The following is a 13,514-nucleotide window of genomic DNA, read 5'->3' on the forward strand; positions in this document are numbered from 1 at the left end:
GGTGCGACATCAGAAGCGAGTTGCCGAGTTAGCTGTCGACCCGGTATCGATCCTCCCGTATGCGATTTTCATGTTGATGTTTGGCCCAATACCGGAAGAACTAGGCTGGCGCGGATACGCACTCGACGGGCTACAGGCGCGCTGGAACGCGTTAGGGGCTAGCCTGATCCTCGGCGTCGCTTGGGCCGCTTGGCACGCCCCATTGTTTTTCATGCTGGGCACCTACCAGGCCGGTTTAGGTGTGCTGACGCTCCCGTTTTGGGATTTCATGGTCGGGGCTATACTCGTCTCAGTTCTCTACACATGGATCTACAATAACACGGGACGCAGTGTTCTCGGAGCAGTTCTGTTTCACTTCTCGGGGAACTTCAGCGGTGAACTCGTTCCCCACGGCCCCATCGGCGGACTCTTACCAGTAGTGTTGACGCTGCTGGTAGTCGTTGTAGTGGTACTCGTCTACGGACCGAAGACATTAACTCAACATTCACCCCCGCAGTCGTCCGGTACAGAGTGATCTGCCGCTATGGACTATTCGGAGGAGTCGACGGATTTCATCAGCAAAGACAGCAGACGGACGATTCACTCAACGTCCGTGCGAACGTCTACGGATTAACCAAACACGTTTCAACCGTTTGGAATCGTGTCTGATGAGTCGGTACCTAGTTCGAGTCCTTACGTCAATGACTGTCGAAACGGAACTAATGTTTCCCTGCCGTAGACACCTCTCTGCTGATCATCGTCTCTATTCTGCCGCGTATCTCACAGCTCATTTTTGTCAGATGGTAAGAAAATAGCAGAAAAGCGCCGGTTTATCCTATCCGATCTAACGCATCCTGGCGATCTTCAACTGGCGTCTGGTCGTATTTCATCGTCGTCTCCGGGCTCTTGTGTCGAAGTTGCGTCTGTGCGGCTGCCAGGTCTTCCTCTCGAGTCATGTAGGTACCTGTCGAGTGGCGGATCGTATACCAACTCATCTGGCGGTTCTCGTACTCGATACCAGCGATCTCACACAGCTGATGGAGGATGCGACGGAGCGACGCGGATCCGTACGGGTTAGCCTCTCGAGTTAACCACAGCTCATCGCGCCCATCGTACAGATCGTACGTCACTCGTTGGTCGAGCCACCGCTCGAGCATCCCGACTGACCGCTTGCTGAGACTTACGCGCCAGTTGTCTTCGTTCTTGGAACTATCCTCGATCGGGATGCGCAAGATCCCGTTTGCGAGATCGACCCACGAGATGACGGCCCGTTCGACCTCAATTGGCCGTAATCCGGCGTCAAGGCTGACACTGACGAGACTCGGGATCTTCCAGCTGTTCGCACGCTCCCAGTCACGAGCGGTGACATCCTCCATCGGTTTCTCGAACCGCTGTGCGAGGTATGCCTTGATCTCGCGGCGCTCGGTCGGCGAGACGTTGTTGTACGAGGGGATGCTGCCGTACTCTAGTGCTGCTTCGCGGATTAGTTTCCGTTCCTTGAGAGTGAGGTAGTCACGTGGGGTGGTCGTCCCGTCGTTCGAACTGAACGAAATTTCCGGCTCCCACGCTTCACCACCGCGCTCGTGGGCACGCCATTTGAACAGCATTCGCACGGCCTTCTGACAGAGGTCGCGGTGGGTGTCGCTACACTCAGCGTAGGCCAGTTCCTGCATCCAAGCGTCCGCGTGGTCGTGCGTGACGGCCGTCGTGTACTGGCCCTCTTGGTCCCAGACGAAGCGGCAGAACTGATCCATCCGGTAGATCCGATTTTTGACCGTGCTTTCCGCGTAGCCATTTGCCTTTTGAGGTTCGATTCCGAACGTGAGTAGCCACTTGACCATGTCCGCTCGCTCGGTTCGGTAATCGACGAATTGGCGCTCACCGAGTCGGTCTTCGGTCGGGCCTGGAACGAGCGTGAACTCGCTTAGATCCATGCTGACCACCCCTGAGAGAGTCCTTTGAATCGGATTGCAGGGCAAATAGTCGTAATCGCTGTACTGCGTCGGGGTGACCCGACCATCTCAATCGCATTGCCTTTCGATTTCATGCTTACGTGAGGTTAGCACGGGCTCGAAATCGGGAGACGGCGTCGGGAAAAGGATGCTCCGTCAGGGATTCGAACCCTGGTCATTGCCGTGAGAGGGCAATATGATTGGCCGGACTACACCAACGGAGCAGTAGTGCCGTTCGTGCTACGTTCTACGGTTGCCGGGAAAACCGTTTAAGCGTTCCGTTTCGGGCACGGGGTGTCCGTCTTTCGCACACTCGAGTCACTCCTCGAACGGAGACCGAGCGGCTTCCGGTTCGAACCCATCAAGACTGATAATGTTCTCCCGGCCAACCCGAAGCTTGCTGATGGTGCCTTCGGATTCCATCTCCGAGAGCAACATACTGACCTTGGATTTCGACCAGCCGGTTTCGTCGACGATGTTGACCTGTTTCATTCGGCCACCGTTTTCACGGATCAGGGAGACGACGCGGTCTTCGTCACTCAGCAATTCAGCATCGGTGATCGGATCGGCGGCAGCTGTCTGTGGTCCATCGGGAGACGCTGCAACTGCTTTATTCTCCGATTCGGTCTCGGTTGCCGGGGCGCTCGAGGAATCCTGTCGATATCGATAGACGCCAACGCTCACAGCTGCTATGAAAACGACCAGAATAGCCCCAAGGAGCCAGCTCGAGGGGCTGTTACCGAGGTTCTCACTGAGCGAACTGGATGTGCCACTCGATTCTGACGACCCCGATCGTTCGAGGACCACTCGCGGTTGTCCATCGAGGAACTGCTTGCTACCGGACCAGGTAATCGAGTTGCTGTCTTCGAGCGAGGCGCCGGTTACCTGTCCGTCCGGTTGGGCACTGGTGAACGTGAGGCCGTCGTCGGCTTCGATTACCAGGGTCTGTTCGGAGGTGATGTAATACCCGCCGTCGAAAACGTCGCCGACGATAATTTCGTCGTCTGAAACGACCGCAAAGCCTTCCCAGGTAAAGGACATCTCGACGACGCCCCTGGTGTTAAATCGCTGCTCGATAGTGGCCGACCGATTAAAATCAGTGGCGGCCATCTCCCTGTCGGTGACGTCGCTGCCGAGTTCGGTGAGTGCTTCAGCCTGGTTGACGAAGTCGGTGTACAGTTCGGTCTCTTCGTCTTCGAACTCCTCGGCGAAGGCTTCGAACTGCGATTCTTCGTCGCTCGATGAAAGGATCCGTTCGTGCCGGAACGTCCAGGTCGCATCGCCGTTACTGTGGACAGTTATCGTATACGTCGTCGTGTCAAATTCTCGTGTATTGAGATACGTCCGTGATTCGAGGTGGTGACGCTCAGTCGATGACTCGAGCATGCCAGTCACCTCGAGTTCGTCGTTTGACTCGTCAACCCCACTCTCGCCGAGTGAGACATCAATGCCGGCACCACTCTCGTCGGCTGCGAGCATGGGTCCGCTCGCCACGAGGAGTCCGAACGTGAGGAAAATCACGAGAGCGCTTATTGTGAGTGCCGGCCTGTGCATTCGTCTCTGCTATACGCGCCGCTGCTAAAAGAGTTTGTGACTGTGGCGAAGGGTCTGCGAGCCGATACCACGGTGTAACAACAGGTCACACGCTATTTCTCGAGTCGATACGGACAAAGGGCTCACTCGCATACTGATTGGTATGATCGTTAATCTCACCGATGGTATCCAGGCGTTCACGAGCAACGTGTTTCTGGTCACTGGAGAACAGACGGTGCTCGTCGATACCGGTGCCAACTTCGACGTCATCGAACGAATCTACGAACACACGGACACCCTCGACACGGTCGTCTTGACACACACGCATCTTGATCACGTCGACAATCTCGAGGCGGTCCTCACGGCGTTCGACGTCGATGTCTGGGGGTACAACGAGTCGTTCGATGGTGTCGATCACGGACTCGAGGATGAGGGAGCGATTACGATGGGGGATCACGAGTACGTTGCCTACCACACGCCAGGACACAAAGACGACCATCTCTGCCTGTACGCCGAAGAACCGCAGGTGCTGTTTGCGGGCGACCTCGTGTTCCAGAACGGTAGTTTCGGTCGGACCGACTTGCCAGAAGGGGACCGAGCAACGTTGATCGAGAGCATCGACCGCATGCTCGAGGTGCTCGACCCGTCGCTTCGTGAATTGCACACTGGTCACGGCCCGAGCGTCACCACAGACCCCTACCGACACGTCGAACTGGCGAGTCAGATGGCCAGACAGCACTGAGAGGACAGCGGACTCGATCCGGCCGAGCGAACACGTCTCAGGGGCCGCCTCACACCCGAGTGGGCATGGACTCGGGATGCACTACCAGCGAGGGTGGAAGATTACTCGTCGCCTGTTTTCAGCCCGTAATAGCCCGGTTCGTCGTCCGTCCGTGGCTCGCCAACGACCAGGTTCGAGGCGTTGGTCATCACCCACGGAATAGCCCAGTCGAGCAAGATATCCTCAGTCTCTCTGTCGATGTCTGCCTCAGGCTCCAGACCCTGTAAGAGTCGGGCAATTTCGTAGACGGTGTACATCTGGTCCGGTTCGAGGAGCTCCTCTGGCGTGTAAAAGTCACACGGTGGGAGTCGGTTGAACTCGTCTTTTGGAACGGGCATGCTGTGGCGTACGCTCGCGGAAACGGTAAACGATGTGGATTCGCTGGCGTTGTCACTTCTCGAGTGAGTGCAAAAAATGGAAAGGTGTACTGAGCCGTCGTTATTACTCGAAGTGGTCGAGGCACTTCTGGTACTCTTCGGAGACTTTCTCCCAGTTGACGACGTCGAAGAAGCCTTCGACGAAGCTGCCGCGGTCTGGGCCGTAGTCGTAGTAGTACGAGTGCTCCCAGACGTCACAGGCCAGGATGGGGTGAGAGCCCCAGAGTGCGCCCTGGTCGTGTTTGTCGACAGCGACGTTGCGAAGCTGTTTCGCAACCGGGTCATAAACCAGCAGTGCCCAGCCACCGGCGGCGCTGGCTGCAGCCTCGAACTCGCCTTTCCAGGCCTCATAGGAGCCGAAGTCGGCCTCGATGCGGTCGGCAAGGTCGCCTTCCGGCTCGCCGCCACCGTTTGGCGACATGTTCTCCCAGAACAGCGTGTGGAGATAGTGCCCACAACCGTTGTGGGTGACGCTACCGAGCGCGCCAGCCGTGGAACTGTAGTCACCGGACTCGCGGTTTTCGGCGAGGGTTTCCTCGGCAGCGTTCAGCCCGTTCACGTAGCCCTGATGGTGGGTGTCGTGATGCCAGGTAACGACCTGTTCGGAAATCGATGGCTCGAGTGCGTCGTAATCGTAAGGAAGCGGTGGAAGTTCGTGGTCAGTCATTAGTGAACACCACTTACTTCTAACGACAGCGTACCTGTTAAATATTGAGGAGTGAAACGGTATCATGCCACAATGGTGACCGGTCAAAAACACTGGGAGTTGGCGTGTCCTCCATCGACCGCAGACAACCGTCCACTCGAGTTGCTGTCAAGACGTTCGATACTCACGAAACTGAGCCGCAGCCGGGAGCTACAACGTCAATACTGGAAAAATGACGACGAGTGATGCGGTCCACTGTGCCTTTTTCGTGGTGATCGCCGTCCCGGGATGGGCAATCATGCGGTTACGTGCTATTGTGCCCAGTAGCTGATATTTAGAGGAAGTTAGCTCTCTCGTTCTTTATACGAGGCGTGTTCGAGCCACTCCTCGAGTGAAGGGTGCGTCCAGTATCGGACCGTTTCGCTGCGTTGGTCGTGCTCGATAACGCCTGCTTCCTCGAGTTTTGGCAGGTGAATATGATACAGCGCGACCTGTATCTCGTCTTTCGAGGGACCGGCATCAGGTTCGTGTACGGCGACGAAATCGACGAGTTCCTCGACCGTGCTGACGCCATCAACGGCATCATACAGGTGATACAGGACGAATCGTCGCCGTCGGTCGGCGAGAATATCGAACACCGTATCGAGCGACGGCGTCGTCACCCCAATGGGTGTATTTGTCGCGGTCTCCCGCTCACGCATTCGAAAACCACCTACCGTAAATTACCATTCGAAACCACCAGTGGCCCATACCGGGACGAGGACATTAGGTGTTACGTCTATCCGAAAGAAGATATGTGTTTTTTCAAATAGCCACCGGGATTTGCCTTACGCCTCTTCAGTACAGAAGAGAACGGTGTAGAAAACGAACAACGAACCCTACTCGTAGAGCCAACCAGCGTCGTGCTGGTCGTAGTCGATGAGTTCGTCTTCGTCGAAGTGGATTTCGATTTCGCGTTCGTTCGCGCCCTCGTCCTCGTGGTCGGCCGCGTGGACGACGTTACGACCGAGGTCGAGTGCATAGTCACCACGAATCGTCCCTGGGGCCGCCTCGAGCGGATCGGTTGCGCCGATCATCTGGCGGACCTGGCGGGTCGCGTCCTGTCCTTCCCAGACCATCGGGACGACGGGACCGGACGTGATGAAGTCGATAAGGCCGTCGAAAAACGGCTTGTCCTCGTGTTCGGCATAGTGTTCTTTGGCCCGCGATTCTGGCATGTTGATCACTTTAATGCCGACGAGTTTCAGGCCGCGGTCCTCGAGACGGGAGACGACTTCGCCCACGAGTCCGCGGGCGAATGCGTCGGGCTTGACCATGACGAAGGTGCGCTCGTGATCGCTCATTCTTCGTCGTCCTCCTCAGCGTCGGCCGCTTCCTCCTCAGCGTCGGCTTCGGCTTCAACCTGAGATTCTTCTTCCTCGGCCTCCGCTTCGGGCTCGGGTTCCTCGGGTTCGACCTGCTCCTGAACTGGCCCTTTGCCGCGACGGCCTTCCTCGGTCCACTCGAGATCGCGGGGTTCGCGCCCGAGTTTGTAGTTTTTCTCCGCCTTCGAATCGACGAAGTGGAGAACGCTACCATCGTTCCGGACGTACATAATGCCGGTTCCGGGTTCGATCTCTTCGCCCGTGTAGTCACAGGTTCGATGCTCGACCATAGTTACTGTCCTCCGATGGAGTCGGCCTCGCGGGCAGTCTCGCGCAGCTGGAGAATGTCGCCGACGCGGACCGGTCCGAGGCAATTTCGTGTGATGATCCGTCCCTGGTTCTCGCCATCTTTGATCCGGCATTTGACCTGCATCGCTTCACCGTGCATGCCAGTCTTGCCGACGACCTCGATGACTTCGGCGGGCGTTGAACTGCTTTCTCCGTCTTCAGCGCTCATCAATAATCACCTCAGTCGAGGTCCTCGACCTTGCCGGCGATATCCTCGACGTCGTTGGCCGCTTCACCGGCGTCAACGATCGCCGCGGCGGCGCTTCCGACCTCGAGGCCGGCGGCGTGGCCGACGTCGTCCTGGGTCTCGACGAAGACCACGGGAATGCCTTTCTCGTCAGCGAGTTCGGGGAGGTGCATCACGATCTCCTCCGGGCTGACGTCTTCGGCGACGAAGACGAGTTCGGCGTTGCCACGCTCGATGGCTTTGGTCGTTTCGTTCGTTCCTTTCTTTACACTGCCTGTGTCTCGTGCGACCTCGAGTGCCTCAAGGGCGTCATCTGCGAGGTCGGCTGGGATGTCTGTAGTTACGTAAACTGCCATTGGTTGTTCACCTATCTCCCACGCGCAGGCTCGCGCTCCCCTGCCATCCGGGCGAGGTGCCCGGGCCGGGTTTCCGGCGGGTTTCCTGTAGGGCTAGGAGCATCATCAACCCCGCGTAGGGTGTACGACTGAGTAACGGTGCCCTCCTTAAAAGCGTGTCCAAATGCGCGGACCCGTGCGACACCGTTGCACGAGCAGCGGAGGAGACGACAACCGACCGTATCAAGGGGCCTCCTCTCCTACGATTTCACGAACGATGAACCACGCTCCCGCCGCCCACGCACGACGACTGCAGGCCGAAGCACGCCGGGAAAACGAGCGGCGGGGGCTCGTGCTTACTGGGGGTCGCGAACACGGGTACGACGCCCTCGAGCCGATTCTCGAAGCGCTCGAAGCACCGATCTCGAGGACGACTCTCGTGGGACCGACCGACCGACTACGCTGTGAACAGCGAACCCAACACGAGACGAGCGGGTTGCTCGGGACCACTCGAGACATCGTCATCGTGGACGCCCACGAAGGTCTCGAACCGAACACGATTGGCCGTGTCGTGGGCACAATAGATGGCGGTGGCCTTTTCATACTGCTCACGCCACCGCTCGATGAGTGGCCCGAGAGGCGTGATGCGTTCGACGAATCGCTCGTGGTCGCTCCCTACACCCTCGAGAACGTTTCGGGACGGCTTCGACGACGACTCGTCGAGACCATCCGCGCACACCGGGGCCTCGCCATCGTCGATGTAGAGTCGGGCGAAATCGTCGACGAGGGGCTGACGAATCCGGCCCCCAGACTCGAGCGAGCCGATCGCTCCAGCACAACTACTACAGATAGAATACCTGGTTCAGAGAGTGGAGTAAGTACAGAGGGCGACGACATTCGGGAAACAGTATACCGGATGGCCGAGAAAGAACCTGAATTCGAGGTTTCGTTTCCCTCCCTCGCGTACGACGCCTGTCGAACCGACGACCAGGCGACGGCACTTGGCCACCTCGAGGCCCTGTCCGAACCGGGCCAGGCAGTCGTCCTCGAGGCCGACCGTGGCCGCGGCAAATCCAGCGGTATCGGACTGGCTGCTGGCTCGCTCGCCGCGACTGGCTCGCGTGTGCTCGTGACCGCCCCCGACCGTTCGAACGTCGACGACGTGTTCGCCCGAGCGAGGGAACTGCTCGAGCGCCTCGAGGCCAATCACCCAACCGACACCGCCGGCGAGTTATACCGAACCGCCGAGGAACCAGGCCCAACCGCCGAAGCTCCACGGTCAGTGACGAGTACCGCTGGTGGCAAAATTCACTATTACCCGCCTCTCGAGGCCACCGACTGTCTGTCGGAATTCGATTTCGTGTTCGTCGACGAGGCGGCCGCGCTCCCGGTTACCGTGCTCGAGGATTTCCTGGACGCCGAGCGAATCGCGTTCGCCACGACCGTTCACGGCTACGAGGGTGCCGGACGTGGTTTTTCCGTCCGGTTTCGCGATCGGCTGGCAGCGAGCGACCACGAGGTTACCGAGTACACTCTCACCGAGCCGATCCGCTATGCCGGTGGCGACCCTCTCGAGGTCTGGTCGTTTCACGCACTCTTGCTGGACGCGAGGCCGGTCGTGCCGGACCTGCTCGATGGCGCGGCTCTGGACACAGTCAGCTACCAAAAGCTGGACGCCGAAACCCTGTCTCGCGACGAACGTCTCCTCCGGGAGACCTTCGGCCTGCTCGTACTGGCTCACTACCGCACCGAACCCAACGACCTGGCGCGACTCCTCGATGCACCGAACCTCGAGACCTACGCGCTCACGTACGACGGCCACGTCGTCAGCGTTGCGCTGATCGCTCGAGAGGGGAACCTCGAGCGGGCCGACCAGCGACGGTTGTACGAGGGGGCACGACTCCGTGGAAACATGATCCCGGACCTCTTCAGCAGCCACCTCCGGGACGAAGCCGTCGGCGGCCTCGCCGGCTGTCGCGTCGTCAGAATCGCGACCCACCACGCGGTGCGATCTGCCGGCTTTGGCTCGCTGTTGCTCGAGAAGCTGGCCGCCGATGTAGGAGCCACGGTCGATTGGCTGGGAACGGGGTTCGGGGCAACCCCGTCGCTGGTCTCGTTCTGGCGGCACAACGGATATCGGCCGCTGCACCTATCCACGACCAGAAACGACGCCAGCGGCGAGTACTCCGCGATTATGTGTCGCGCGATGAGCGACGACGGCCGAGCGTTCGTCGACCGCCACGAACGATGGTTTGCCCGCCGACTCCCGAACGTCCTCGCCGACAGTCTCCGCAACCTAGAACCGGACGTCGTCCGGGCGCTAACTCGCTCGGTCGACCCCGTGTACGCACCCCCACTCGAGTTCACCGACAGTGAGTGGGAACTGGTCGCCGGGGCTGCCTACGGCCCCGCGCTGTTCGACGTCGATCCCGGCCCGTTCAGCAGACTGGTGTATCGGTACCTGCTCGAGCGAGATGACGGGAGGCCCGAAGTCGACGACTCGACCGACCGGCGGACAGCGTGGCGAGGTGAACCACTGGCACCACACACCGAGCGACTCGTGATCCGACGGGTGTTACAATGTCAGTCCTGGGAGACGGTTGCCAGTGAACTCGAGTATCACTCTCCGCGGACGTGTAAACGGGACCTCGGGGACGCTCTCGAGACGCTGGTCGATGCGTACGGAACCGACACAGCGCGCGAGGTCAAATCGCGGTTTCGGGAGATATAGTAGCCAGTGAAAACGATTGAACCACCTAACGCGACGCCCGCTTGCGAGAGGGTGTGCACTGACTGTCACTAGCTACGATACCTCGAAGGAAAGCCCCGCGCTCTCGTCCTGTTCAGCCCCTGTTCTACCGACGCCGATCAGCGATCGATTCTTCCCCGGTTTCAGCGGCCACGATTTCGTACAGGAGCGCTCGGCCGCCGTCGTCTTTGGGTCTGAGAATTCGCCCGAGGCGCTGCGTAAACTCGCGTTCGCTACCGCTCCCGGAGAGAACGACCGCGACTGAGGCGTCGGGAACGTCGACACCCTCGTCGAGCACGTTCGAGGTGACCACTCTCGAGTAGGCGCCCGACCGAAATCGCTCGAGAATGTCTCGCCGTTCGGCCGTCCCAGTCTGATGGGTGATGACGGGAGCCAGAAAGCGTTCCCCGACCTCGTAGGCCAGGTCGTTGTGTGCGGTGAAGAGAATCGTTCGTTCGCCACGGTGGGTCTCGAGCACGTCCTCGAGGGTCTCGAGTTTGCGTTCGGCCCCGAGCATTACCTCGCGCGCCCGCTGGCGGGCGAGCAGGGCCTCCCGTGCCGCGGGGTCGCTCCCAGACCGTTTCACGAGTTGCTGGTAGTCGGCACCCGACCGCAACCGGATGTTCGAGCGAGCGAGGTAATTCGTGAACGTCTCCTGATTGCGTTCGTAGGCCTCCCGCTCGCTCGGGGTCAGCGCGACCTCGAGTCGTTTGACGTCGTAGGTCGCGAGATGTTCGCCCGCGAGGTCGTCTGCCGAGAGGCGATAGACCAGCGGGCCGAGCAGCGACTCGACGGCTGCGTGGGCCCCGTCGGGTCGCTCGAAGGTCGCCGTCAACCCCAGCCTGGCGGGTGCGGGTAGCGTTCGGGCGATGTCTCGGTATCCCTCGCCACCCAGATGGTGTACTTCGTCGAAGATGACGAATCCAAATCGGTCGCCAACCGATTCGGCTTTCAGATACGCCGAGTCGTACGTCGAGACCGTCAGCCACTCGAGGCGTTGTTCGCCACCACCGAACTGGCCGACTGGTACGTCGAACTCCCGGCGGAGTTCGCCCACCCACTGCTCGAGCAGGTCGATCGTCGGCACCACTATCAGCGTCGGCGTTTCGAGTTGGGCGATGGCCTCGAGCGCGATGACCGTCTTGCCGCTCCCGGTGGGTAACTCGAGGACGCCAGCGGGAGCGTGCCGCGGATAGCCGGCGGCCGACACTGCCGTGTCCGTACGGTCGAGAGACGCCGCTGGCACGTGCTCGATATCGCCCCAGCGGTCCGTCTCGAGCCACGCCTCGAGCGCGTCTCGCTGATACGGCCGGAGTTCGTAAGCGGTCGTGCGATCGAGTTCCGGCGCGAGCGCATCCGCTCGAGATGCCGGGGGTTCCACACGAAGCACCGAATCTGCGACGGTGATGGATTCGTTGGGAAGCGCTGCCCGTAACGCGGCGTACTCGTGTGCTGCAACGCGAAAGCACCCCGAGCGCGAGTCCCACTCGAGTGACAGCACCGACAGGTCGTCGAGGAACGAGGGCGCATCGGTCTCGGTCTCGAGACGGATCGTTCCGTCCTCGAAGCGAAGCCTGACGGACGGCGGCGTATCGGACACGACCGAAGCTGACGGTGGCGACAGTATAGAAGATGGTGATGTCCACCGAGAGGGAGACGGAACTATCGAGTATAGTAGCCAGTGAAACGATTGACACACCTACCGCGGCGCACGCTTGCGAGCGGGTGTGCACTGACGTTCACTGGCTACTATAGGCACCACTTTCAGCGTCCCAGTGACCGATGGATAGTGTACAGTCACCAGCCGCTCGCGTGTCACCTCGAGTGACCCTCCACGACGCGTACCTCAACCCTTTTATTACCGCTGTTCCTTGTCTGGCATATGAGCGAAGATGAGGGCCTGAACTCCACAGCCCAGGGTGTCCCAGCGGAGGGAGACGCCGACGGTGAGCACCCAGCCGAATCGGATGGTGAGGACGCCACAGAGGCCGACGCCGACACGGAATCGACGGCCGACGCTGCCGACACCGAGCAACCGGTCGAGGCGAACGACACGACGCCATCGGCCGACACCACCGAGGAATCGGCGAGCGACGAACCGTCCGACGAAGAGACGGATACCCCCCAGACGAGCGAGGACATTCAAAATCTCCTCGAGACGCTTCAGGAGTACGACGACGAAATCGCCCGCGACGTCAACTCGATCGTCGAGATGGCGCGAGAACTCAACGGCACCGTCCAGCACCAGCGAGCCGAACTCGAGGACCTCAGCGAGCGAGTCGAAGCCCAGGCCGAAACAATCGGCGACCTTCAGGATCAACTCGACGAGCGCGAAGGGGCCCTCGAGGATCGCGAGGAAACCATCGAAGCGTACGAAGAGCAGATCGGCGACCTCAAAAGTCACGTCAAACGAACGCAGGCGGACTTCCAGAACTACAAAAAGCGGGCGAAAAAACGCCAGCAGCAGATCAAAGACCGCGCGACAGAGGACCTCGTCGAGCGACTCGTGACCGTTCGAGACAACCTCAAACGGGCGCTCAACGAGGAGAGCGAGAACGTCGAGAGCCTACGAGATGGTCTCGAGATGACGCTCAAGGAGTTCGACCGTATCCTCTCGGAAGAAAACGTCGAAGAGGTCGACCCCGAACCGGGAACGGCCGTCGACCCACAGCGACACGAAGTCATGATGCGCGTCGACAGCGAGAAACCCGAGGGGACCATTGCAGACGTGTTCACACCGGGCTACGAAATGGGCGATAAAGTCATTCAGAACGCGCAGGTGACGGTGAGCAACGGCTCGCTCGAGGAAGACGAACCGGACGACTCGGAGGAAGCCGACGACAGTGGTCAGGAATCCGAGGACAAAGCCCCCGCTGCTGACGACAGTGATGACGAGGACGAGAGCGCCGGCGAGTCGACAGTCGAAGACGCGGCCGACGATGCTGAAGCCGAGGACGCGGCCGACGATGCTGAAGCCGAGGAAGCAATCGAACTCGGTGGTGAAGTCGCGGAGGACGATGACGGCGAAGCCGTCGACGGTGAGGATAGTGCCGCCAACAGTGCGGACGATGCAAGCGACCTCGAGGACGATGCGACGCCCGATAACAGTGATTCTGACGACGCTGACGTAGACGAGGCGACCGACGACGAAGCCGAAACCGAAGGGACGGACGCTGACGACGACGAAGCGAGTGAAAGCGACGTTGCCGGAACGGACGACGAAGCCGAGCAGTAACCTCTTTCACTCGTTCCAGAAACGCCTT

The 13,514-nt window shown here is 59.9% G+C and carries 13 protein-coding genes, 1 tRNA gene and 1 pseudogene; 4 read left to right on the plus strand and 11 right to left on the minus strand.

The genetic code is table 11. From position 1 onward, the window contains the following. Nucleotide 1: 1 nt before the first annotated feature. Nucleotides 2-514, plus strand: coding sequence for a CPBP family intramembrane glutamic endopeptidase (locus NLK60_RS06490; RefSeq protein WP_254810071.1), 513 nt, complete (start codon nt 2-4; stop codon nt 512-514). Between the two features lie 295 nt (nt 515-809). Here NLK60_RS06490 and NLK60_RS06495 read toward each other — a convergent pair whose 3' ends face one another. The 3 genes from NLK60_RS06495 to NLK60_RS06505 all read right to left on the minus strand — a co-directional run bounded on the left by NLK60_RS06495 (nt 810) and on the right by NLK60_RS06505 (nt 3,485). Then, nucleotides 810-1,913: a tyrosine-type recombinase/integrase gene (locus NLK60_RS06495; protein ID WP_254810072.1), complete on the minus strand. Its 1,104-nt coding sequence runs from the start codon at nt 1,911-1,913 to the stop codon at nt 810-812. A gap of 167 nt (nt 1,914-2,080) precedes the next feature. Further along, nucleotides 2,081-2,155: transfer RNA gene (locus NLK60_RS06500), tRNA-Glu, on the minus strand. 94 nt (nt 2,156-2,249) lie between these two features. Then, on the minus strand, nt 2,250-3,485 hold the full coding sequence (locus tag NLK60_RS06505) for a helix-turn-helix transcriptional regulator (protein ID WP_254810073.1): 1,236 nt from the start codon (nt 3,483-3,485) through the stop codon (nt 2,250-2,252). Nucleotides 3,486-3,627: 142 nt separating this feature from the next. Between NLK60_RS06505 and NLK60_RS06510 the strand changes: the two genes are divergently transcribed. Then, nucleotides 3,628-4,206 (plus strand): MBL fold metallo-hydrolase, encoded by a 579-nt coding sequence (locus tag NLK60_RS06510; RefSeq protein ID WP_254810074.1) that lies wholly within the window; start codon nt 3,628-3,630, stop codon nt 4,204-4,206. Nucleotides 4,207-4,307: 101 nt separating this feature from the next. On the opposite strand, the gene NLK60_RS06515 is transcribed toward NLK60_RS06510, so the two are convergent. The 7 genes from NLK60_RS06515 to rpl7ae form a co-directional block, all read right to left on the minus strand. After that, nucleotides 4,308-4,583: a DUF5827 family protein gene (locus NLK60_RS06515; RefSeq protein WP_254810075.1), complete on the minus strand. Its 276-nt coding sequence runs from the start codon at nt 4,581-4,583 to the stop codon at nt 4,308-4,310. A gap of 103 nt (nt 4,584-4,686) precedes the next feature. Beyond that, nucleotides 4,687-5,289, minus strand: coding sequence for a superoxide dismutase (gene sod, locus NLK60_RS06520; RefSeq protein WP_254810076.1), 603 nt, complete (start codon nt 5,287-5,289; stop codon nt 4,687-4,689). 323 nt (nt 5,290-5,612) lie between these two features. After that, the gene (locus NLK60_RS06525; protein WP_254810077.1) at nt 5,613-5,969 is read right to left on the minus strand and encodes a DUF7344 domain-containing protein; all 357 of its coding nucleotides are present in this window, start codon (nt 5,967-5,969) and stop codon (nt 5,613-5,615) included. A gap of 177 nt (nt 5,970-6,146) precedes the next feature. Then, nucleotides 6,147-6,611 carry a nucleoside-diphosphate kinase gene (ndk, locus tag NLK60_RS06530; RefSeq protein ID WP_254810078.1) on the minus strand — a complete coding sequence of 155 codons (465 nt, stop codon included), beginning with the start codon at nt 6,609-6,611 and terminating at the stop codon, nt 6,147-6,149. After that, nucleotides 6,608-6,922: a 50S ribosomal protein L24e gene (locus tag NLK60_RS06535; RefSeq protein WP_254810079.1), complete on the minus strand. Its 315-nt coding sequence runs from the start codon at nt 6,920-6,922 to the stop codon at nt 6,608-6,610. Before NLK60_RS06535 ends, ndk begins: the two co-directional genes overlap by 4 nt. Nucleotides 6,923-6,924: 2 nt before the next feature. Further along, a complete protein-coding gene (locus NLK60_RS06540) occupies nt 6,925-7,149 on the minus strand; it encodes a 30S ribosomal protein S28e (RefSeq protein WP_254810080.1) in 225 nt (74 codons plus the stop codon). A gap of 11 nt (nt 7,150-7,160) precedes the next feature. Further along, nucleotides 7,161-7,523: a 50S ribosomal protein L7Ae gene (rpl7ae, locus tag NLK60_RS06545; RefSeq protein WP_254810081.1), complete on the minus strand. Its 363-nt coding sequence runs from the start codon at nt 7,521-7,523 to the stop codon at nt 7,161-7,163. Between the two features lie 256 nt (nt 7,524-7,779). Here rpl7ae and tmcA point away from each other — a divergent pair, with 256 nt between their 5' ends. Then, nucleotides 7,780-10,233 (plus strand): tRNA(Met) cytidine acetyltransferase TmcA, encoded by a 2,454-nt coding sequence (tmcA, locus tag NLK60_RS06550; protein WP_254810082.1) that lies wholly within the window; start codon nt 7,780-7,782, stop codon nt 10,231-10,233. A 124-nt stretch (nt 10,234-10,357) separates the two neighbouring features. Here tmcA and NLK60_RS06555 read toward each other — a convergent pair whose 3' ends face one another. Next, nucleotides 10,358-11,851, minus strand: a complete 1,494-nt coding sequence (locus NLK60_RS06555; RefSeq protein ID WP_254810083.1) for a DEAD/DEAH box helicase — start codon at nt 11,849-11,851, stop codon at nt 10,358-10,360. A gap of 282 nt (nt 11,852-12,133) precedes the next feature. Between NLK60_RS06555 and NLK60_RS06560 the strand changes: the two are divergent. Next, nucleotides 12,134-13,279, plus strand: a pseudogene (locus NLK60_RS06560) (nucleotide exchange factor GrpE); the annotation flags it as partial. Nucleotides 13,280-13,514 lie beyond the last annotated feature (235 nt).

It is taken from the genome of Natronosalvus amylolyticus, from assembly GCF_024298845.1.
Taxonomy (GTDB): Archaea; Halobacteriota; Halobacteria; order Halobacteriales; family Natrialbaceae; genus Natronosalvus; species Natronosalvus amylolyticus.

Excerpts from the sequence above, each read along its gene's own strand:
- NLK60_RS06495 (WP_254810072.1), bottom strand. The coding sequence starts at position 1,913 with ATGGATCTAAGCGAGTTCACGCTCGTTCCAGGCCCGACCGAAGACCGA.
- NLK60_RS06505 (WP_254810073.1), bottom strand. The coding sequence starts at position 3,485 with ATGCACAGGCCGGCACTCACAATAAGCGCTCTCGTGATTTTCCTCACG.
- NLK60_RS06510 (WP_254810074.1), top strand. The coding sequence starts at position 3,628 with ATGATCGTTAATCTCACCGATGGTATCCAGGCGTTCACGAGCAACGTG.
- NLK60_RS06515 (WP_254810075.1), bottom strand. The coding sequence starts at position 4,583 with ATGCCCGTTCCAAAAGACGAGTTCAACCGACTCCCACCGTGTGACTTT.
- sod (WP_254810076.1), bottom strand. The coding sequence starts at position 5,289 with ATGACTGACCACGAACTTCCACCGCTTCCTTACGATTACGACGCACTC.
- NLK60_RS06525 (WP_254810077.1), bottom strand. The coding sequence starts at position 5,969 with ATGCGTGAGCGGGAGACCGCGACAAATACACCCATTGGGGTGACGACG.
- ndk (WP_254810078.1), bottom strand. The coding sequence starts at position 6,611 with ATGAGCGATCACGAGCGCACCTTCGTCATGGTCAAGCCCGACGCATTC.
- NLK60_RS06535 (WP_254810079.1), bottom strand. The coding sequence starts at position 6,922 with ATGGTCGAGCATCGAACCTGTGACTACACGGGCGAAGAGATCGAACCC.
- NLK60_RS06540 (WP_254810080.1), bottom strand. The coding sequence starts at position 7,149 with ATGAGCGCTGAAGACGGAGAAAGCAGTTCAACGCCCGCCGAAGTCATC.
- rpl7ae (WP_254810081.1), bottom strand. The coding sequence starts at position 7,523 with ATGGCAGTTTACGTAACTACAGACATCCCAGCCGACCTCGCAGATGAC.
- tmcA (WP_254810082.1), top strand. The coding sequence starts at position 7,780 with ATGAACCACGCTCCCGCCGCCCACGCACGACGACTGCAGGCCGAAGCA.